This is a genomic window from Citrobacter sp. KH_055_1, from assembly GCF_057838705.1.
In genome coordinates, this window is record NZ_CM174473.1 from 2,834,929 (window position 1) to 2,853,556 (window position 18,628).

Below are 18,628 nucleotides of genomic sequence, written 5' to 3' on the forward strand. Positions count from 1 at the left end.
ATGATGCACTGACTGTAGCAGAGATATTTTTGGCATCCCTGCCCGGATCCAGACAGGAAGAACCGGGAAAGAGTCATTATGGGAATGCTGGAGATAAAGAAGGGAGTTTTGCATCAGCAGGAAGCACGTTGCACTTCATTGCACCCCGTGAGCACAGGATATGCACAGGGCGTGAATTTCAGGCACAAAAAAACCACCCGTAGGTGGTTTCACGACACTGCTTATTGCTTTGATTATTCTTTTCTTTCCCATGGTGCCCGGAGTGGGACTTGAACCCACACAGCCTTACAGCCGAGGGATTTTAAATCCCTTGTGTCTACCGATTTCACCATCCGGGCTCGGGAAGAAATTGGAGGCGCGTTCCGGAGTCGAACCGGACTAGACGGATTTGCAATCCGCTACATAACCGCTTTGCTAACGCGCCGAAATCTTCAGGCTTTTCAGCCAACACCCGCATATTGCCGATGTTTTAAATTTGGAGCGGGAAACGAGACTCGAACTCGCGACCCCGACCTTGGCAAGGTCGTGCTCTACCAACTGAGCTATTCCCGCATCACCAAGTAATTTTGTTAATCACTTGATTTTACTATCGTCTGGCAATCTGTGCTGCCGTTCGATGCGTTGCATTCTACTTACCTGACGCACTGAGTCAACGATATTTTTCACCACTTTCGATCGTTTGCTGAAATTTGCGTCGAAACGATCACTGATCAAGCAAATCTCCACGTGCAGCTCTCAAATACTGGAACATTGACCACAATGTCAGTATCGCAGCAACGAAGAAAAGCGCGATCCCGGCGTATTCAACCCAGATATTTGGCCGCCACAGTAACCACGCCAGAGCCGCCATTTGTGAGGCGGTTTTGACTTTACCGATCCATGACACGGCTACGCTGTTGCGTTTCCCCAGCTCGGCCATCCATTCGCGCAGTGCTGAAATGATAATTTCACGGGCGATCATCGTCGCAGCAGGTAATGTTACCCACCAGCTGTGGTAGTGCTCCGCCACCAGCACCATGGCGATAGCCACCAGCACTTTATCGGCGACCGGATCGAGGAAGGCACCAAAACGCGTACTTTGGTTCCAGCGGCGTGCCAGAAATCCGTCAAACCAGTCGGTAACCGCCGCGATACAGAAGATCAGCGCACTAACAAAGGGAGCCCAGGTAAATGGCAGATAAAACGCCAATACAAAGAATGGGATCAGAATGACGCGAAACAGCGTGAGCAATGTAGGGATATTAAATTGCATATGACGGATAACTATCTGTTGTCAGTGAAATTACCCCTATGTTGCTACAGAGGGCCTAATGTTTCAACGAGTAGAAGATCTTTTCTGCCAGACCTTGCGAAATACCCGGCACTTTTGCAATTTCTTCGACACTTGCGTTACGAAGCCCTTGCAAACCGCCCATGTACTTTAGCAGCATCTGTCGACGTTTTGGTCCAACGCCCTCAATGGTTTCCAGGGTACTGGTGCTTTTCACCTTCGCCCGTTTTTTACGGTGTCCGCTGATAGCGTGATCGTGTGATTCATCGCGAATATGTTGAATCACGTGCAGCGCAGGCGAATCTGGCGGCAAGCTGAACCCCTCACCTTCCGGTTCAAAGAACAACGTTTCCAGGCCAGCTTTACGATCCGCCCCTTTTGCCACGCCAAGCAGGAGCGGATGGCTTTTATCCCAGGGCACATCCAATTCAGCAAATACCGCTTTCGCCTGCCCCAGTTGACCTTTGCCACCGTCGATCAAAATAACGTCCGGGATCTTACTTGCTTCAATCGCCTTGCCATAACGGCGGCGCAGCACCTGATTCATCGCCGCGTAATCATCGCCGGGGGTAATGCCGGTAATATTATAGCGGCGGTATTCAGCACGTAGCGGTCCATTAGCATCGAAAACCACGCAGGAGGCTACCGTCTGCTCGCCCATGGTATGGCTGATGTCGAAGCACTCCATACGTTTAACCGCCGGTAGCTTCAGTACCGATGCCAGCGCCGTCAAACGTTGTGTAATGGTGGACTGCTGAGACAGTTTGGTGGTCAGCGCCGTTGCAGCATTGGTACGAGCCAGCTTCAGGTAGCGCGCGCGATCGCCGCGCGGCTTCGTCTGGACGTTAATCCGTCGCCCGGCGAGCTCAGACAACGAGTCGGCCAGCAGCGTTTTATCGCTCAGATTAAAATCGAGCAGGATCTCACCGGGCAAAGTGCGCATCTGGCTGCCCTGTAAATAAAACTGTCCGACAAAGGTCTCGACCACTTCGCCCAGTTCCGTTCCCCCCGGTACTTTAGGAAAATAGCTGCGGCTACCCAGCACTTTTCCCTGACGGATAAACAAAACATGCACGCAGGCCATCCCGGCATCAAACGCCACGCCGATAACGTCAAGGTCATCCCCGGTGTTGGAAACAAACTGTTTTTCGGTGACACGACGGACGGCCTGAATTTGGTCGCGAATACGCGCGGCCTCTTCAAATTCCAGATTCTGACTGGCCTTTTCCATCCGGGCGATCAATTGCGTTAACACCTGATCATCTTTGCCGGACAAGAACAAGCGGACGTAGTCAACCTGCTGCGCGTACTCGTCTTCGCTCACCAGACCGGCGACGCAGGGACCGAGACAGCGGCCAATCTGATATTGCAGACAAGGGCGCGAGCGGTTGCGGTAGACACTGTTTTCGCACTGACGAATTGGGAAAATTTTCTGCAGCAGTGCCAACGTTTCACGCACGGCATAGCCGTTAGGGAATGGACCGAAGTATTCGCCTTTGGCATGCTTCGCCCCACGATGCATCGCCAGGCGCGGGTGGGTATCACCGCTAAGAAAGATAAAGGGGTAAGACTTATCATCGCGTAACAGCACGTTGTAGCGCGGCTGGTACAGCTTGATGTAGTTATGCTCAAGCAACAACGCTTCGGTTTCAGTATGCGTCACCGTCACATCAATCTGCTGAATAAGCGCCACCAGCGCTTCGGTTTTACGCGACGCGAGGTTGCTGCGGAAGTAGCTGGAAAGCCGCTTTTTCAGATCCTTCGCTTTACCGACATAGATAACCGTCCCGGCGGCATCGTACATACGATAAACGCCGGGCTGGCTGGTGACGGTTTTCAGGAACGCTTTGGCATCAAACTGTTCGGTCACTGGCTTGTTAACGTCTCCGCATTACACAGGCCATGGCGAATTGCCAGGTGAGTCAGCTCTACGTCGCCGTGAATGTTTAATTTACTGAACATTCGATAGCGATAGCTGTTCACCGTTTTCGGACTGAGATTCAGCTGCTCCGAGATCTCATTGACCTTCTGGCCTTTGGTGATCATCAGCATAATCTGCAACTCGCGTTCAGACAAACTGGCAAACGGTGTTTCCGTTTTCTCCGGCTCAATTTGGCTGAGCGCCATCTGTTGAGCGATATCAGAAGCAATATAGCGCTGTCCGGAATAGACGGAGCGAATGGCGCTAACCACTTCCTGAGGTGCAGCGCCCTTGCTCAGATAACCTGCGGCCCCGGCCTGCATGACTTTTGCGGGCAATGGGTTTTCAGTATGAACGGTCAACATGATCACTTTTATGTCAGCCGTAGAACGCGCAATTTTACGTGTTGCTTCAAGCCCACCAATACCGGGCATATTCATGTCCATCAGCACGACGTCGGCGGAATTTGAGCGACACCATTTCACAGCATCTTCGCCGCAGCACGCTTCGCCGACAACTTTAATGCCTTTTATATCTTCAAGAATGCGTCGTATCCCTGCGCGCACCAGTTCATGGTCATCAACAAGAAAAACGTTGATCAAAGGAATATCTCCAGAATAGGGATAACGCTACCGATAGTTAATCGGTCCTATGTTAACGGGTTTTATCTCAACTTTGAAATGTAAAAAACATCCGTCTTCCGATTTTGCTCTCGTTTTTGGAAATTAGATTGTACGCCGCGTGGAAACATTCACTGCTGACGGCGTTCTGCCGGGGTTATATACGAATCGCTGTTTCAAAATGGTGACAAAAAAATCATATTCTTCAGTTGAATGCTAAATAGGCGGGCAAAGTTGTAACAACAATTAACGAGTAAAAAACTCGAAATATACAAAGAATGGAGAAAATATATGCACTGCAACATCTTGTTTATTTTAATGTCGCGGTTAATGTTTGTGCGAAAAACAGCCACTGATATTTTTAGCCGCGCTTATGGTATACTCCGCCGCCTTAACATTTGCCATCGCACTTTTTCATAGAGACATAACGAGGAAAATAAATGAGTACGCCTGATTTTTCCACTGCTGAGAATAATCAAGAACTGGCTAACGAAGTCACCTGCCTGAAAGCCATGTTAACGCTGATGCTGCAGGCAATGGGACAAGCCGATGCAGGCCGCGTGATTCTTAAGATGGAAAAACAGATCGCGCAGATTGAAGATCAATCCCAGGCTGCGGTATTTTCCAACACTGTTAAACAAATTAAACAGGCCTACCGCCAGTAATAAGAAACCGGCTGATAGCATTGCAATCAGCCGGTTTTGCGTCTGACACTCAGAACGACAACTTATTCAGATAAGCCCGGTCGCTGCAGCATAGCAGGCAATCTGCGTTTTGTTTGGTGCGTTAAACTTCTTCTGCATATTCTTCTGATGGAAGTTCACGGTATTTTCAGAAATCGACAGGATCATCGCTATTTCTGCCGACGTTTTTCCCTCTGCGGTCCATTTCAGTATTTCTTTCTCCCGCTTACTAAACCGCATCTCTGGCGCCATGACCATATCATCTTCCAGTCGCGTCAGAACGGAGAGACTCTCCCTTACCAGCAATTGCATTCTGAGTTCCACCTCATCCTGCGCAAAGCGGCCATTACGCACGCTCGCACACGAGACAGAAAGAAAGCCCAGCGCCCGGTTCGGCAGCATTAAGCATTGCGTCATCCCCTTGCGTAAACCATGATTACGCGCCGCATCCCACAGGGGTTGTGCATCGCTAAATAAGGTATCGTCCCAGGGAAGATGGCCCTGTCTGAAGTTTTCTGGTTTAAGCACGGGGTCAATCGCGAGATAATTTTCGGACTGATAATGTGCCACCCACGCTTTGGGGTAGGTTGTATGAAGCGCCGTCTTAGGTCGGGTAAACGGCACGGGGTGACGAACACAGAGAGCGTAAAAATCAAACTCCAGATGCTGTGTCTGATGTTGTAATTCGGTATAGACGTCATCTGCCGTCGCCATTTCCTGAAAGCGTAACAGCATGCTCCGTCGCCAGGTGAAGAAATCGTGATCCTGCATACTAAGTGGTCATGTCCCTGAGATTGATAATCATCACAAATGAGAATGAAACAAACTAACACATAAATGTATTTTATATATGCAGATTATCGGACAAGAATGGATTTACTTGAGTATTACGCATAATCAGAGCAGGTTGATGCGACGCAGCGTTAATAATAAAGCAGTAATAATAAATAGTTATGCGGCTTGTGCTCACCAAAAATCTATTTCGGTGAGCACCGTAGGGTTATTATTGCATTAAGAATTTTTCCAGAAACTGACGCGTTCTCGGTTGTTGGGGCGCGGTAAACAGCGATTTTGCGGGTCCCTGCTCGACAATGCGCCCCTGATCCATAAATATCGCCCGGTCAGCAACGTCGCGCGCAAAGCTCATTTCATGCGTCACAATCACCATGGTGCGTTTTTCCTGCGCCAGTTGACGAATGGTATTCAGCACCTCGCCAACCAGTTCAGGATCGAGTGCTGACGTTGGTTCATCAAACAGGATCACCTCCGGGCGCATGGCCAACGCCCGGGCAATTGCCACGCGCTGCTGCTGTCCACCGGATAACCGACGCGGATAGCTGGTCTCTTTGCCCGCCAGGCCCACCTTTGCCAGCAACTCACGTGCGCGCGCCGTTGCTTCGGCTTTCGGCTCTCCCTTCACAATCACCGGACCTTCAATAATGTTTTCCAGCACCGTACGGTGAGGAAACAAATTAAAGTTCTGGAACACAAACCCCACATGCTGGCGCAGCTGACGAATCAACCCTTTCTGCTGATTGAGTGAACGCGCCGTATCAATGGTAATGTCACCGACTTTAATCGTGCCCGCCTCAGGCTGTTCCAGCAGATTAATACTGCGCAACAACGTGGTTTTCCCTGAGCCGCTAGGCCCGATAATCGCCACAACTTCACCGGGTTTTACCTCAAGATCGATACCGTGCAGCACCGTTTGCCCGTGAAATTTTTTCACCAGGTTTCTTACTTCGATCGCACTCATTTCGGCTCTCTCTCCTGGCGGTTCAGTTGTTCTTCAAAATAGTTCTGCAGTGCGGACAACACTGTCGCCATTACCCAGTAAATCAGCGAGGCCGCCAGATACATGGTGAACACTTCCAGCGTGCGTGAGGTGATCAGCTGCGCCTGACGGAACAGTTCCGGTACCTGGATTGTCGCCGCCAGCGAGGTGTCTTTCACCAGGCTGATAAAGCTGTTGCTCAACGGCGGCAAAGCCACGCGCGCCGCCTGCGGCAGGATCGCCCGCCGCATGGTCTGCCAGCGCGTCATACCAATACTGGCGCCCGCCTCCCACTGACCTTTATCAATCGAGGAGATGGCCGCACGCAGCGTTTCAGCCGCATACGCTGCGGTGTTCAGCGACAAACCAATCATCGCCGCCGGGATCGGGTCCAGCTCAATGCCAAACTGCGGCAGACCGTAGTAGATCATAAACAGTTGGGCGATAAGCGGTGTGCCGCGAAAAATAGAAATATAGACGCGCGCCAGCCAGCGCACCGGCAGCAGCGGCGACAGGCGCATCAGAGCGAGGATAAACCCCAGCACCAGACCAAAGAACATCCCACCGATACTCAGCTGCAGCGTAAATACCGCGCCTTTAAGCAGGAAGGGCAGTGAATCAATCACCAGTTGGATACTTTCTTGCATTAGCGTTTTTCTACCTTGCCATTACACGTGAGGATGGTAGGCAAACAGCGCAGGTGCCCCACCGGTATGAATAAACAGAACCGGACCTTCATCCTTAAAGCGCTTCTGGCTGATACCGTCGATCAGGCCCGCCATCGCTTTGCCGGTATATACCGGATCCAGCAAGATGCCTTCCAGACGCGCCAGCAGTTTCACCGCTTCCATGCCCTCTTCATTTGGCGTGCCGTAACCCGGCGCATAATAGTCATCCCATAACAGAATATCCGCCGAGGCGGTCAGTTCCAGTTCACGAGCCACGTCCTGCTGCAGGGTCACCACTTTTGGCTTTTGATCGGCGACGCTGCGCGAAACGGTCACCCCTATCAGCTCGACGTTGGGCATCAGCTGTTCCAGCCCTACCGCCAGACCCGCATGGGTGCCCGCGCTGCCTGAAGCAACCACCACAGAGGACAGCGCTACCGCGCCCTCGCACTGCTGGGCAATTTCCAGCGCACTTTCAACATAGCCCAACGCACCCAGCACATTCGACCCGCCGACCGGGATCACATACGGTCGGAACCCTTGCGCTTCAATCCGTGTGGCCAGCGCCTGAAGTTGTGCATTCGGGTCGGTCAGCGCGTCGCACATTTCAACCTGGGTATTAAACAGATCTAACAATAGACGGTTACCGTTGCTGAGATAGTTTTCTGCCGTGGTGCCAATCGGGTTTTCCAGCAGCGCCACGCAGTGCAGCCCGAGCTTTGCCGCCACCGCCGCCGTCTGGCGCACGTGGTTCGACTGAATGGCCCCGGCGGTAATCAGCGTGTCGGCCCCTTCGCGCAGCGCATCTGCCGCCAGGAACTCCAGCTTGCGCAGCTTATTGCCGCCCATCGCCAATGGCGTGACATCATCGCGTTTAATAAAAATGTCGCGTCCGAGATAATCAGAGAAGCGCGGGAGATATTCGAGCGGCGTTGGCGCGCCAATAAATTCCAGACGTGGAAAGCGCGTTAAATTATGCAGCGGCATACAGCCTCCGGTATTCGTTGTTGTGATGTTCTTTTTATTATGCACGTTCAGGCGCAATGAAATAAAAAAAGGCGCTGTTAAAGGCGCCTTTTTTATTCGGATGACGATTATTTCGTCACATCCGCCCCAAACCATTTTTCAGACAGGGCTTTCAGGGTACCGTCTTTCTGCATCTCTGCAATGGCGGCATCGACCGCTTTCAGCAGATCGTCATTACCTTTACGCAGCGCCACGCCGGATGCCTGGCGGGAGAAGGCTTCACCGGTCACGGCCAGCGTGTCTTTGGTTTTCTTCACCAGATCCAACGCGGCCAGACGATCAACCAGAATCGCATCGATACGACCGACGCGCAGATCCTGATATTTGGTCGGGTCATCATCATAGGTACGAATATCAACGCCCTGCACGTTCTGGCGCAGCCACTCTTCGTAGTTAGTACCCAGACCGACACCGACTTTTTTACCTTTCAGGTCTGCCGCGGTTTTAATCACGCCTTCGTTGCCTTTTTTCACCAGCGCCTGGATACCAGAGACCGTATACGGGGTAGAGAAATCGTATTTTTTCTGACGTTCGTCAGAGATGGTTACCTGGTTAATCACCACATCAATACGTTTGGAGTCTAAAGAGGCCAGCATGCCATCCCACTTGGTCGGCTTCAGCGTCGCTTTCACTCCAAGATGTTTGGCCAGTTCTTCGGCAAATTCGACTTCAAAACCGGTCAGCTTGCCATCATCACCCTGAAAACTAAACGGGGGATAGGTCCCTTCGAGACCAACCAACAGCGTACCGCGCTCTTTCACTTTATTTAACAGACCTTCGTCCGCAAAGGTTTTTGCGCTCATACCGGCGACAAGTGCCACAGCCATTACACCCATCAGAGCCTGACGTCCCAGACGTGCTAATTTCATAGTTACCCCGAATATTGTCATTAGTGACTATCATTTATGACAGTAGTGTAGAGCGTTTACCGCTATTTACAAACACGACTCCGTTACACCTTATTCGTTTTTAATATATATCAGAACTGGCTGTCCAGGAGGATTTCTGCATCTGGCCGACAGGTGCATGCGCTTTAAACTGCTCATACTTGCGCAGCGCAATGCGGTAATTATTGGTGCTGGTCTCCGGCAGCCACGGGGCGAGGTTTTCGTCGAGGAAGCCTTCCTGCAGCAGGTCATGGGAGATGTTCTGTTCGGTCAGATGATTACCGAGGCGGCGCAGGCGAACCACATATTCGCGCACCGTGCCGTGGCTCATTTCGGTTTGTTCAAACAAAAACTGTTTAAACCCGATAATGTCAAAAAAGTCGCTCTGTTCCTTGCAGTGTAAATCACCGCAAAAACGGCATAACGCCACCCACTCTTTTTTCTCCTGCTCCCAGGCAGCGGCGTCCAGCAACATATCGAGCCGGGCAATAGCGATTTTATTCACAATCTGGCCGCGGCGGACCAGCGTGATCCTGTCGAGCAACTTATAGCAATGGGCGCAATGCGTCTGGCTGTGTTTGAAATCTTTGAGGTAGCGGCTTAGAGGCCGTCTTTTTGATTGCTGCACCGTCATGAGAACTCCTGGTAGTCAATTCGTTATGCGGCATTGTTCAGGGGCAATGATTACCCCCTATAGCTTACCCAGCTTGGTGCGTAGACGTTTGATGGCCTGACTGTGCAACTGGCTAACCCGTGATTCACCGACTTCCAGAACAGCACCAATCTCTTTCAGATTCAGCTCTTCCTGGTAATACAGCGTCAGCACCAGCTTTTCACGCTCCGGCAATGCGTCAATCGCATCCATCACGCGCTGGCGTAAATTGCCATCAAGCAGTTGCTGTAACGGGTTTTCTTGCTGGTTTTCTTCCGTCACCAGCTCAATACTATCGCCATGCTCTTCCCGCCACTCGTCGTAGGAGAAGAGTTGGCTGTTATTGGTATCAAGCAACATCTGACGATATTCTTGCACAGGAATAGCCAGACGCTCCGCCACTTCGGTTTCCGTCGCGTTGCGCCCGAGTTCCTGCTCCAGTTGTCCCATCGCCTGTGCCACTTCGCGGGCATTGCGCCGAACGCTACGCGGCACCCAATCCCGGCTGCGTAGTTCATCCAGCATAGCCCCACGAATACGCTGCACTGCGTAAGTGGTAAATGCCGTTCCTTGCAAAGCGTCATATCGGTCAACTGCATTCAATAACCCGATGCCGCCCGCTTGTAGCAGGTCATCCAGTTCTACGCTCGCCGGCAAGCGCACCTGAAGGCGCAATGCTTCGTGACGCACCAACGGTACATAACGCTGCCACAGCGAGTGTTTATCCATTACACCTTCAGCGGTATACAGTGAATTCACGATAAACAGCCCTGCGTTAAATGAGTTATCGGCATGATTATCCGTTTCTGCAGGGGTTTTAATCGGGTGAATAGTGGGTGAAATGAGGGGTTATTTGAGGGTTACGGGTAAAGCCGAATGTAAAAAACCCCGCCGGAGCGGGGTTTGCGCGATAAGTGTAAATTAACGCAGCAGAGACAGAACGTTCTGCGTGGTCTGGTTAGCCTGCGCCAGAACAGAAGTCCCCGCCTGCTGCAGGATCTGCGCACGAGACATGTTAGACACTTCGGTCGCGTAGTCAGCATCTTCGATACGGCTACGAGCAGAAGACAGGTTGTTGACGGTGTTGCCCAGGTTGGTGATCGTAGAATCGAAACGGTTCTGTACCGCACCCAAGTCAGAACGCAGTGCATCAACCTGTGCCAGGGCTTTATCCAGAGCTTTCAACGGATCTTTGGTTTTATCAGTCGCAGTTTGAGCTTCAGCTGTGATTTTACCATTAGCATCTTTATAAGCAGATTTACCGGAACCATTGGTGATTGCGCCATCAGTTTGCACATAATATGTTGCAGTATTGTCAATTGTGAAGCTATTACCATTGACATAAACATCAGCACCGTTTTGCTTGGCATTTGCCCCGCCACCAGCAGCAGCAGCAACACTAAACCCAGTGCTCGTAGTGAAACCGGCCACATCTGCTTTAGCTAAAAGATCAGCGCTGCTAATTTTCACATTACTAGCGGAAATTGCCCCTTTCGCTGTGCCATCAGCACTACCAGCGAAGTTAATAACTGTTCCAGATTCGGTAGTTACTTTGGAGGCGACTACGCCAGCACCATCCCAGTTTTTTTCTAATAGGTCTAAGGTCGCTGCGGTACCACCATTAGCATCATTTTTGGTCAGATTACCTGACTTATCAAGATAAAGTACCGCATTATCGTCCGCTGCAGTCAAGTTTCCAGCTTTATCAATAATGACTGCTTGAGATGACCCCTTGATTTCAACTGTTGCTTTAGTGGTATCCCCAGCGTTCGGGTTTAAATAACCTGCGATTTGAGCAGGTGTTGCATTATCGGCGGCACCTACATCAAATGAGTAAGAATTACTTGATTTGTCATATTTATAAACTGTGCTTGCTGGAGCTGCCCCAAAACCATTATCAATGGTTGAGGTTACAGTACCTGTATCAACCATTTTACCAAATACATCTGCAGCTTTTGCATTAGCAAAACCAGCTGTACCAGTATAAGTCTTCCCGCCATCCGCAGTGGTGAAACCTGCAGCAGTTAAGTCTGTTGTTTTAGCTAAAGTATTCGCTAAGCCACCCTTACCATTGACGTTAAAACCGTCCAGACCCAGAGTAGAAGAAGTAATTTCTTTCAGGTCGATGGTGATGGTTTCGCCGTCGTTCGCGCCAACTTGAATTTTCATGGAGCTGTCGGACGCCAGTACTTTCACGCCGTTAAACTGAGTCTGACCGGAAACACGGTCAATTTCGCTCAGACGCTGGGTGATTTCGTTCTGGATTGAATCCAGGTCAGACTGGGAGTTGGTACCGTTGGTTGCCTGAACAGACAGTTCACGCACACGCTGCAGGTTGTTGTTGATTTCGGACAGTGCACCTTCAGTGGTCTGCGCGATGGAGATACCGTCGTTGGCGTTACGAGATGCCTGAGTCAGGCCTTTTACGTTAGCAGTAAAACGGTTAGCGATCGCCTGACCAGCAGCATCGTCTTTTGCGCTGTTGATACGCAGACCGGAAGACAGACGCTCGATAGCGGAGCTCAGGGAAGACTGAGATTTGTTCAGGTTGTTCTGGGTCAACAGCGACAGGCTGTTTGTATTGATGACTTGTGCCATGATCTTTTCCTTATCAATTACAACTTGATGTTATTGGGCCGTTGCCCACGGTTTCTGACCGTAACCCATGTATCGGCACGTTAATTTCGAACTTTAGAAAATTTTTACTTTCCGTCCTCTTTTTTCTTAGCCCGCGAAATACCCGCAATATGCCCCACTATTCCGCGCATTATTTTCGCAAAACTATCATTAAACTTTGTGCGCAGATTGCCGATAACCCGCTTAACTACTGTTTGCAATCAAAAGGAATTAGGCATGGCTTCATTTACATCTCTCGGCGTCGGTTCAAACCTGCCGCTGGATACGTTGCTAAACAATCTGACCATCGCGGAAAAAAAACGCTTAAACCCGATTACTCAGCAACAGAGTGACAATACCGCGCGTCTGACGGCCTACGGCACATTAAAAAGTGCACTGGAAAAATTTCAGACTGCGAACACAGCGTTAAATAAAGCCGATCTATTCAAAAGCACGACTGTTACCAGCAGTAGTGAAGACCTTAAAGTGTCCACTGAAGCCGGTGCGGCACCAGGTATCTATACCATTAGCGTCAGCCAACTGGCGCAGGCACAATCTTTAAGGACTGACTCAGCAACAAAGATTGCATCGACAAAAGATGCGCTAGGTGATGAGGCATCAGAAACACGCACAATAAAAATTACGCAAGAAGGCCGTACAGAGCCGCTGGAAATTAAACTTAATAAAGATCAGACCTCTCTGGATGAAATCAGCAAAGCCATTAACGATGCTGATAGCGGGATCTCAGCCAGTATCGTTAAGGTTAAAGACGGTGATTATCAATTAGTGCTGACCGCCAGTGAAGGTCTGGCCAATAAAATGACGATCTCCGTCAACGGAGACAGTAAGTTAAATGACCTACTGGCGTATGACAGTGAGACCAACACCGGGAAGATGAAAGAACAGGTTAGCGCGCAAAATGCGTTGCTGACCGTTAACGGTATCAATATTGAACGATCCGGCAATAAAATTACCGATGCTCCGCAAGGCATTACGCTTGATCTGACTAAAAAAGTCACAGACGTCCGGATTACGGTAACAAAAAATAATGACAAAGCCACCGAAGCGATTAAAGGTTGGGTGGATTCTTACAATTCGCTTATCGACACCTTTAATACGCTGACTAAATATAAAGAAGTTGATCCTGGTGCTGAGGAACAAGATAAAAATAATGGCGCACTACTGGGTGACAGTGTTGTTCGTACCATTCAGAGCGGCATCCGTGCGCAATTCGCTAACGGTGCCAGTGAAGGGACATTCAAGACATTAAATGAAATTGGTATTAAGCAGGACGGAGCAACCGGCAAACTCAAAATTGACGATGATAAGCTGAAAAAAGTCCTGAACGAGAATACGGCATCAGTTCGTGAACTTCTGGTGGGTGACGGTAAAGAAACCGGGATCACCACCAAAATCGCCACTGAAGTTAAAGGGTATCTGGCCGATGACGGCATTATCGACAGCGCCCAGGACAGCATTAACTCAACGCTAAAAAAACTAACCAAACAGTATTTGTCCGTCAGTGCCAGCATTGACGATACCGTCGCGCGTTACACGGCGCAATTTACTCAGTTGGACACAATGATGAGTAAACTGAATAACACCAGTAACTATCTGAGCCAACAATTTACTGCGATGAATAAATCCTGATAACAGAGGTAAGCATGTATACCGCGAGCGGTACCAAAGCCTATGCACAAGTCGGCATAGAGAGTGGCGTGATGAGCGCCAGTCCGCATCAGCTGATCGAAATGTTGTTTGATGGCGCGCACAGCGCCCTGGTGCGCGCTCGCCTGTTTATGCAGCAGGGTGATATCGTCGCCAAAGGCGAGGCCATAAGCAAGGCCATTAATATCATCGATAATGGCCTTAAGGCGGGTCTGGATCAGGATAATGGCGGCGAAATCGCCACCAATCTGTCAGCACTTTATGACTATATGGTCCGCCGTCTGCTGCAAGCGAATTTGCGCAATGATAGTCAGGCCATTGAAGAAGTCGAAGGGTTGCTCGGCAACATTGCGGAAGCCTGGAAACAGATCTCACCCAAAGCATCGTCCCAGGAGTCTCGTTAATGACCTCAGCCGTGGAGTTTATCAACCGTTGGCAGCGCATTGCGCTACTCAGCCACTCGCTGCTGGAACTGGCGCAGCGCGGTGAATGGGACCTTTTACTGGAACAGGAAGTTAGCTATCTGCAAAGTATTGAAGTGGTCATGGAAGACGAAACTCCACCGGGCATAACGCGAAGCGTTCAGGACATCGTGGCCGGGTATATTAAACAGACGCTGGATAACGAACAATTACTCAAGGCGTTGCTGCAACAGCGGCTGGATGAGCTCAGCGGGCTTATTGGTCAGTCGACCCGTCAGAAGACGTTGAATAATGCCTATGGCCGTCTTTCCGGCATGCTGCTGGTACCCGACGCCCCCACCACGCCGTAATTTTTTCCCGCCTCGCCTGAATAATCTTCCATACTCCAGAGGTCAGCCAAACGGCGTCTGGAGCACGGAAGATGAAAAATCCCACGTTATTGCAGTACTTCCACTGGTATTACCCTGAGGGCGGTCAGCTGTGGCCCGAACTTGCCGCACGCGCAGGCGGCCTCAACGATATCGGCATTAATATGGTGTGGTTGCCTCCTGCCTATAAAGGCGCGTCCGGTGGCTACTCGGTTGGCTACGACTCCTACGATCTGTTTGATTTAGGCGAATTCGACCAAAAAGGCACCGTCGCCACCAAATACGGTGATAAAAACCAGCTGCTGGCGGCCATTGATGCACTGAAACACAACGACATTGCGGTACTGCTGGACGTGGTGGTCAACCACAAAATGGGGGCTGATGAGAAAGAACACATTCGCGTCCAGCGCGTGAACGCCGATGATCGCACGCAGATTGACGACGAAATCATCGAATGTGAGGCCTGGACGCGCTACACCTTCCCGGCCCGCGCTGGTCAGTACTCGCAGTTTGTCTGGGACTTCAAATGCTTCAGCGGCATCGACCATATCGAGAACCCCACCGAAGACGGTATTTTCAAAATCGTCAACGATTACACCGGCGAAGGCTGGAACGATCAGGTGGATGACGAACTCGGCAACTTTGACTACCTGATGGGCGAAAATATCGATTTTCGTAACCACGCCGTCACCGAAGAGCTCAAATACTGGGCGCGCTGGGTAATGGAACAAACCCAGTGCGACGGCTTTCGCCTCGATGCCGTCAAGCACATCCCGGCCTGGTTTTATAAAGAGTGGATTGAGCACGTACAGGAGGTGGCACCCAAACCGCTGTTTATCGTCGCTGAATACTGGTCCCACGAGGTCGACAAACTGCAAAACTACATCGACCAGGTGGAGGGGAAAACCATGCTGTTCGATGCCCCCCTGCAGATGAAGTTTCACGAGGCTTCACGTCAGGGACGCGATTATGACATGCGCCAGATCTTCACCGATACGCTGGTGGAAGCCGATCCGTTCCATGCGGTGACGCTGGTCGCCAATCACGACACCCAACCGCTACAGGCGCTGGAGGCCCCGGTCGAGCCGTGGTTTAAGCCGCTGGCCTACGCGCTAATCCTGCTGCGCGAAAACGGCGTGCCGTCGGTGTTCTACCCCGATCTGTACGGCGCGCACTATGAAGATACCGGCGGGGATGGACAAACCTATCCCATCGACATGCCGATCATTGAACAGCTTGATGAACTGATTCTGGCCCGCCAGCGTTTCGCCCACGGCGTACAAACGCTGTATTTTGATCATCCGAATTGTATCGCCTTTAGCCGCAGCGGCACCGACGACGACCCCGGCTGTGTGGTGGTGTTGTCCAACGGTGACGACGGCGAGAAGAGCATTACGCTTGGCGCGAACTATGGCAATAAAACCTGGCGTGACTATCTGGGAAACCGCGAGGAAAGCGTGGTCACCGATGAAAACGGCGAAGCGACATTTTTCTGCAACGGCGGCAGCGTCAGCGTGTGGGTGATTGAAGAGGTGTTGTAATGGACTTCCCCGGTAGCAGCGGGCTACCGGGGTTTAACGCTTACGGCAGCGGCGTCGCCAACGGCGTTTTCTGTAACACTTCGGCGCATTCCTGCGTTGGGCGATCGACCCGTTGCAGCGTCATCCCGTCATATTCCAGCGTATTACCTTCGCGCTCAATCTCATACAGCTCACGCTTCACCGTCACGTTGGTGAGATCGCCGGAGAGCATCGTCAGTTTCCCCGGTAGCGCAATCACCCGCTGCCACTGGCGACAATCCAGCGTATCGCCCTCTTTGGTCACCACCAGCGAGGCGATAGCTTCCGGACTCACCAGCTTGCGCTGCGGACCTTTCGACTGCCAGTAGCCTTCCAGACCGGCGGGCGCGGGCGTTTTTACCACTTCGTTATAATTTTCAACTTCGGCGCATCCGCTAAGAAGCAGAAATGCACCAACGATTGCTAATTTTTTCATCATTCATCCTGCATGCGAAGAAAAGGGGATTGTGGCATTAAACCCCTGATGTCGCCAGCCTTTCGCGGCGGCGGATAAAGATTGATCCCGTCGGGATTACTTCTTATTACTGATAGGCAAAAATGTGGATCGGTGTAATATCCACACTTCTTGTTACATACCTTCTGAGTTCAGAGGCAAAACGCATGTCATGGCAACACTTCAAACAGGCCTGGTTAATTAAATTTTGGGCCCCTGCCCCTGCGGTCATCGCGGCGGGTATTCTCTCCACTTACTATTTCGGCATTACGGGAACCTTCTGGGCGGTAACCGGCGAATTTACTCGCTGGGGCGGTCAAGTCCTGCAGCTGTTTGGCGTTCACGCCGAAGAGTGGGGTTACTACAAACTGATCCACCTCGAAGGCTCCCCGCTGACCCGCATCGACGGCATGATGATCCTCGGCATGTTCGGCGGCTGCTTTGCGGCGGCACTGTGGGCCAACAACGTGAAACTACGTATGCCACGTAGCCGGGTGCGCATTATGCAAGCCATTATCGGCGGGATGATCGCCGGTTTCGGCGCGCGTCTGGCGATGGGCTGTAACCTCGCGGCGTTCTTTACCGGGATCCCACAGTTCTCCCTGCATGCGTGGTTCTTTGCGCTGGCCACCGCAATTGGCTCATGGTTTGGCGCACGCTTCACCCTGCTGCCGATGTTCCGTATTCCGGTCAAAATGCAGAAAGTCTCTGCCGCCTCGCCGCTGACGCAAAAACCAGAGCAGGCGCGTCGGCGTTTTCGCCTCGGCATGCTGGTGTTTATCGGCATGATCGGCTGGGCGCTGCTCACCGCCATGGATAAACCCAAGCTCGGGTTAGCCATGCTGTTCGGCGTGGGATTCGGTCTGTTGATTGAACGGGCGCAAATCTGTTTTACCTCGGCATTTCGCGATCTGTGGATTTCCGGGCGCACCCATATGGCAAAAGCCATTATCTTCGGCATGGCGGTCAGCGCCATCGGGATCTTCAGCTATGTGCAACTGGGCGTGGAGGCGAAGATCATGTGGGCCGGTCCCAACGCGGTGATCGGCGGCTTGCTGTTTGGCTTCGGCATCGTGCTGGCGGGCGGGTGTGAAACCGGCTGGATGTACCGCGCGGTGGAAGGCCAGGTGCATTACTGGTGGGTCGGTCTGGGCAACGTAATCGGCTCGACCATCCTGGCCTACTACTGGGATGACTTCGCCCCGGCGCTTGCCACCAGCTGGGATAAAGTGAACCTGCTCAACACCTTCGGTCCGCTCGGCGGCCTGCTGGTGACCTATCTGCTGTTGTTTGCCGCACTGATGCTCATCATTGGCTGGGAAAAACGTTTCTTCCGCCGTGCAGGGCTAACACCTGCTAAGGAATCCGCATGAAAAATATCGTCCCTGATTACCGTCTGGACATGGTGGGTGAACCGTGTCCCTACCCGGCTGTCGCCACGCTGGAAGCGATGCCGCAGCTGAAGAAAGGTGAAATTCTGGAAGTGGTGAGTGACTGCCCGCAGTCGATCAATAATATTCCGCTGGATGCGCGTAATCACGGTTATACGGTGCTGGATATTCAGCAGGATGGGCCAACCATTCGTTATTTGATTCAGAAGTAACAGTTCGCCGGATAGCGTTGCGCTTATCCGGCCTACATTTTCTGCACGTTGTCCCTACACCTGCATCGACATCACTTCCTGATACGCCGACACCAGCTTGTTACGCACCTGAATCCCCATCTGCATAGAGACCGAGGCTTTTTGCATATCGGTCATCACATCATTCAGCGCAATGCCCGGCTCACCCAGGGTAAATTTTTCTGCCTGCACGCGAGATGCGGTTTGCACATCACTGATGCGGTCCAACGCCGCATGCAGCTGACCGGCAAAGCTCACGGTCGGTTGTGGCTGCATATCCTGCATCTTTGCTGACGTCGCCGTGGCCTGTAGCTGGCTGATGACCCCTTCAATCCCCTGTATTGCCGACATTCTGATCCCCTGGATGATTTTTTACGTAGCAGAGATTACCAGCTCGTCAATAAGATAAAGGCGCTAAA

Annotated in this window: 20 protein-coding genes, 3 tRNA genes and 1 pseudogene; 8 read left to right on the forward strand and 16 right to left on the reverse strand. The window is 51.5% G+C overall.

The window, feature by feature from the left end; all coding sequences use genetic code 11:
• Positions 1–251: 251 nt before the first annotated feature.
• From AC3ITF_RS13375 to uvrY, 6 genes are all read right to left on the reverse strand, one after another.
• Positions 252–338: transfer RNA gene (locus AC3ITF_RS13375), tRNA-Leu, on the reverse strand.
• A gap of 12 nt (positions 339–350) precedes the next feature.
• Positions 351–424: transfer RNA gene (locus tag AC3ITF_RS13380), tRNA-Cys, on the reverse strand.
• 52 nt (positions 425–476) lie between these two features.
• Positions 477–552, reverse strand: a tRNA-Gly gene (locus AC3ITF_RS13385).
• Between the two features lie 151 nt (positions 553–703).
• Positions 704–1,252 (reverse strand): CDP-diacylglycerol--glycerol-3-phosphate 3-phosphatidyltransferase, encoded by a 549-nt coding sequence (gene pgsA, locus AC3ITF_RS13390; protein WP_096757488.1) that lies wholly within the window; start codon positions 1,250–1,252, stop codon positions 704–706.
• A 55-nt stretch (positions 1,253–1,307) separates the two neighbouring features.
• Positions 1,308–3,140, reverse strand: a complete 1,833-nt coding sequence (gene uvrC, locus AC3ITF_RS13395; protein WP_096757489.1) for an excinuclease ABC subunit UvrC — start codon at positions 3,138–3,140, stop codon at positions 1,308–1,310.
• Positions 3,137–3,793, reverse strand: a complete 657-nt coding sequence (gene uvrY / locus AC3ITF_RS13400) for a UvrY/SirA/GacA family response regulator transcription factor (RefSeq protein WP_096757490.1) — start codon at positions 3,791–3,793, stop codon at positions 3,137–3,139. The genes uvrC and uvrY overlap by 4 nt, the downstream gene beginning before the upstream one ends.
• A gap of 358 nt (positions 3,794–4,151) precedes the next feature.
• Here uvrY and AC3ITF_RS13405 point away from each other — a divergent pair.
• Positions 4,152–4,265 (forward strand): annotated as a pseudogene (locus AC3ITF_RS13405) (hypothetical protein); the annotation flags it as partial.
• Entirely contained in the window at positions 4,252–4,476 is a 225-nt protein-coding gene (locus AC3ITF_RS13410; protein ID WP_096757491.1) for a DUF2594 family protein, read from the forward strand. The pseudogene AC3ITF_RS13405 and the gene AC3ITF_RS13410, both read left to right, overlap by 14 nt.
• 66 nt (positions 4,477–4,542) lie before the next feature.
• Here the strand turns inward: AC3ITF_RS13410 and sdiA are convergent, their stop codons facing one another.
• The 8 genes from sdiA to AC3ITF_RS13450 all read right to left on the reverse strand — a co-directional run bounded on the left by sdiA (position 4,543) and on the right by AC3ITF_RS13450 (position 12,099).
• Positions 4,543–5,265, reverse strand: coding sequence for a quorum-sensing transcriptional regulator SdiA (gene sdiA / locus AC3ITF_RS13415; RefSeq protein WP_115258811.1), 723 nt, complete (start codon positions 5,263–5,265; stop codon positions 4,543–4,545).
• Positions 5,266–5,497: 232 nt separating this feature from the next.
• On the reverse strand, positions 5,498–6,250 hold the full coding sequence (gene tcyN, locus AC3ITF_RS13420) for an L-cystine ABC transporter ATP-binding protein TcyN (RefSeq protein ID WP_096757493.1): 753 nt from the start codon (positions 6,248–6,250) through the stop codon (positions 5,498–5,500).
• Entirely contained in the window at positions 6,247–6,915 is a 669-nt protein-coding gene (gene tcyL / locus AC3ITF_RS13425; protein ID WP_115258812.1) for a cystine ABC transporter permease, read from the reverse strand. Before tcyL ends, tcyN begins: the two co-directional genes overlap by 4 nt.
• Before the next feature lie 21 nt (positions 6,916–6,936).
• Positions 6,937–7,923, reverse strand: a complete 987-nt coding sequence (gene dcyD / locus AC3ITF_RS13430) for a D-cysteine desulfhydrase (protein WP_489175741.1) — start codon at positions 7,921–7,923, stop codon at positions 6,937–6,939.
• 107 nt (positions 7,924–8,030) lie between these two features.
• Positions 8,031–8,831 carry a cystine ABC transporter substrate-binding protein gene (gene tcyJ, locus AC3ITF_RS13435; protein ID WP_096757496.1) on the reverse strand — a complete coding sequence of 267 codons (801 nt, stop codon included), beginning with the start codon at positions 8,829–8,831 and terminating at the stop codon, positions 8,031–8,033.
• A gap of 100 nt (positions 8,832–8,931) precedes the next feature.
• Entirely contained in the window at positions 8,932–9,483 is a 552-nt protein-coding gene (gene fliZ, locus AC3ITF_RS13440; protein WP_096757497.1) for a flagella biosynthesis regulatory protein FliZ, read from the reverse strand.
• Between the two features lie 57 nt (positions 9,484–9,540).
• Positions 9,541–10,260 (reverse strand): RNA polymerase sigma factor FliA, encoded by a 720-nt coding sequence (locus tag AC3ITF_RS13445; protein ID WP_096757498.1) that lies wholly within the window; start codon positions 10,258–10,260, stop codon positions 9,541–9,543.
• A gap of 162 nt (positions 10,261–10,422) precedes the next feature.
• Positions 10,423–12,099, reverse strand: coding sequence for a FliC/FljB family flagellin (locus AC3ITF_RS13450; RefSeq protein ID WP_489175742.1), 1,677 nt, complete (start codon positions 12,097–12,099; stop codon positions 10,423–10,425).
• Between the two features lie 255 nt (positions 12,100–12,354).
• On the opposite strand from AC3ITF_RS13450, the gene fliD reads away from it, so the two are divergent.
• From fliD to amyA, 4 genes are all read left to right on the forward strand, one after another.
• Positions 12,355–13,767, forward strand: a complete 1,413-nt coding sequence (gene fliD, locus AC3ITF_RS13455; protein ID WP_489175743.1) for a flagellar filament capping protein FliD — start codon at positions 12,355–12,357, stop codon at positions 13,765–13,767.
• 14 nt (positions 13,768–13,781) lie between these two features.
• Positions 13,782–14,189, forward strand: coding sequence for a flagellar export chaperone FliS (gene fliS, locus AC3ITF_RS13460; RefSeq protein ID WP_117341904.1), 408 nt, complete (start codon positions 13,782–13,784; stop codon positions 14,187–14,189).
• Complete coding sequence (gene fliT, locus AC3ITF_RS13465; RefSeq protein ID WP_117341903.1) at positions 14,189–14,557, forward strand: flagella biosynthesis regulatory protein FliT; 369 nt, start codon at positions 14,189–14,191, stop codon at positions 14,555–14,557. The genes fliS and fliT overlap by 1 nt, the downstream gene beginning before the upstream one ends.
• Positions 14,558–14,628: 71 nt before the next feature.
• Entirely contained in the window at positions 14,629–16,116 is a 1,488-nt protein-coding gene (gene amyA / locus AC3ITF_RS13470) for an alpha-amylase (RefSeq protein ID WP_489175744.1), read from the forward strand.
• A 40-nt stretch (positions 16,117–16,156) separates the two neighbouring features.
• Here the strand turns inward: amyA and yedD are convergent, their stop codons facing one another.
• On the reverse strand, positions 16,157–16,570 hold the full coding sequence (gene yedD, locus AC3ITF_RS13475) for a lipoprotein YedD (RefSeq protein ID WP_096757505.1): 414 nt from the start codon (positions 16,568–16,570) through the stop codon (positions 16,157–16,159).
• 185 nt (positions 16,571–16,755) lie between these two features.
• Between yedD and yedE the strand changes: the two genes are divergently transcribed.
• Positions 16,756–17,961 carry a selenium metabolism membrane protein YedE/FdhT gene (gene yedE, locus AC3ITF_RS13480; protein WP_115258823.1) on the forward strand — a complete coding sequence of 402 codons (1,206 nt, stop codon included), beginning with the start codon at positions 16,756–16,758 and terminating at the stop codon, positions 17,959–17,961.
• Positions 17,958–18,191: a sulfurtransferase-like selenium metabolism protein YedF gene (yedF, locus tag AC3ITF_RS13485; RefSeq protein ID WP_000790504.1), complete on the forward strand. Its 234-nt coding sequence runs from the start codon at positions 17,958–17,960 to the stop codon at positions 18,189–18,191. Before yedE ends, yedF begins: the two co-directional genes overlap by 4 nt.
• A gap of 54 nt (positions 18,192–18,245) precedes the next feature.
• On the opposite strand, the gene fliE is transcribed toward yedF, so the two are convergent.
• Complete coding sequence (gene fliE, locus AC3ITF_RS13490; protein WP_045444321.1) at positions 18,246–18,560, reverse strand: flagellar hook-basal body complex protein FliE; 315 nt, start codon at positions 18,558–18,560, stop codon at positions 18,246–18,248.
• Between the last annotated feature and the right edge of the window lie 68 nt (positions 18,561–18,628).

Bases quoted from the DNA above. Each gene is read 5' to 3' on its own strand.
- fliT (WP_117341903.1), top strand. From the start codon at position 14,189: ATGACCTCAGCCGTGGAGTTTATCAACCGTTGGCAGCGCATTGCGCTA.
- fliE (WP_045444321.1), bottom strand. From the start codon at position 18,560: ATGTCGGCAATACAGGGGATTGAAGGGGTCATCAGCCAGCTACAGGCC.
- tcyJ (WP_096757496.1), bottom strand. From the start codon at position 8,831: ATGAAATTAGCACGTCTGGGACGTCAGGCTCTGATGGGTGTAATGGCT.
- sdiA (WP_115258811.1), bottom strand. From the start codon at position 5,265: ATGCAGGATCACGATTTCTTCACCTGGCGACGGAGCATGCTGTTACGC.
- AC3ITF_RS13450 (WP_489175742.1), bottom strand. From the start codon at position 12,099: ATGGCACAAGTCATCAATACAAACAGCCTGTCGCTGTTGACCCAGAAC.
- AC3ITF_RS13410 (WP_096757491.1), top strand. From the start codon at position 4,252: ATGAGTACGCCTGATTTTTCCACTGCTGAGAATAATCAAGAACTGGCT.
- fliD (WP_489175743.1), top strand. From the start codon at position 12,355: ATGGCTTCATTTACATCTCTCGGCGTCGGTTCAAACCTGCCGCTGGAT.
- tcyL (WP_115258812.1), bottom strand. From the start codon at position 6,915: ATGCAAGAAAGTATCCAACTGGTGATTGATTCACTGCCCTTCCTGCTT.
- yedF (WP_000790504.1), top strand. From the start codon at position 17,958: ATGAAAAATATCGTCCCTGATTACCGTCTGGACATGGTGGGTGAACCG.
- fliZ (WP_096757497.1), bottom strand. From the start codon at position 9,483: ATGACGGTGCAGCAATCAAAAAGACGGCCTCTAAGCCGCTACCTCAAA.
- amyA (WP_489175744.1), top strand. From the start codon at position 14,629: ATGAAAAATCCCACGTTATTGCAGTACTTCCACTGGTATTACCCTGAG.
- yedE (WP_115258823.1), top strand. From the start codon at position 16,756: ATGTCATGGCAACACTTCAAACAGGCCTGGTTAATTAAATTTTGGGCC.
- fliS (WP_117341904.1), top strand. From the start codon at position 13,782: ATGTATACCGCGAGCGGTACCAAAGCCTATGCACAAGTCGGCATAGAG.
- yedD (WP_096757505.1), bottom strand. From the start codon at position 16,570: ATGAAAAAATTAGCAATCGTTGGTGCATTTCTGCTTCTTAGCGGATGC.
- dcyD (WP_489175741.1), bottom strand. From the start codon at position 7,923: ATGCCGCTGCATAATTTAACGCGCTTTCCACGTCTGGAATTTATTGGC.
- tcyN (WP_096757493.1), bottom strand. From the start codon at position 6,250: ATGAGTGCGATCGAAGTAAGAAACCTGGTGAAAAAATTTCACGGGCAA.
- pgsA (WP_096757488.1), bottom strand. From the start codon at position 1,252: ATGCAATTTAATATCCCTACATTGCTCACGCTGTTTCGCGTCATTCTG.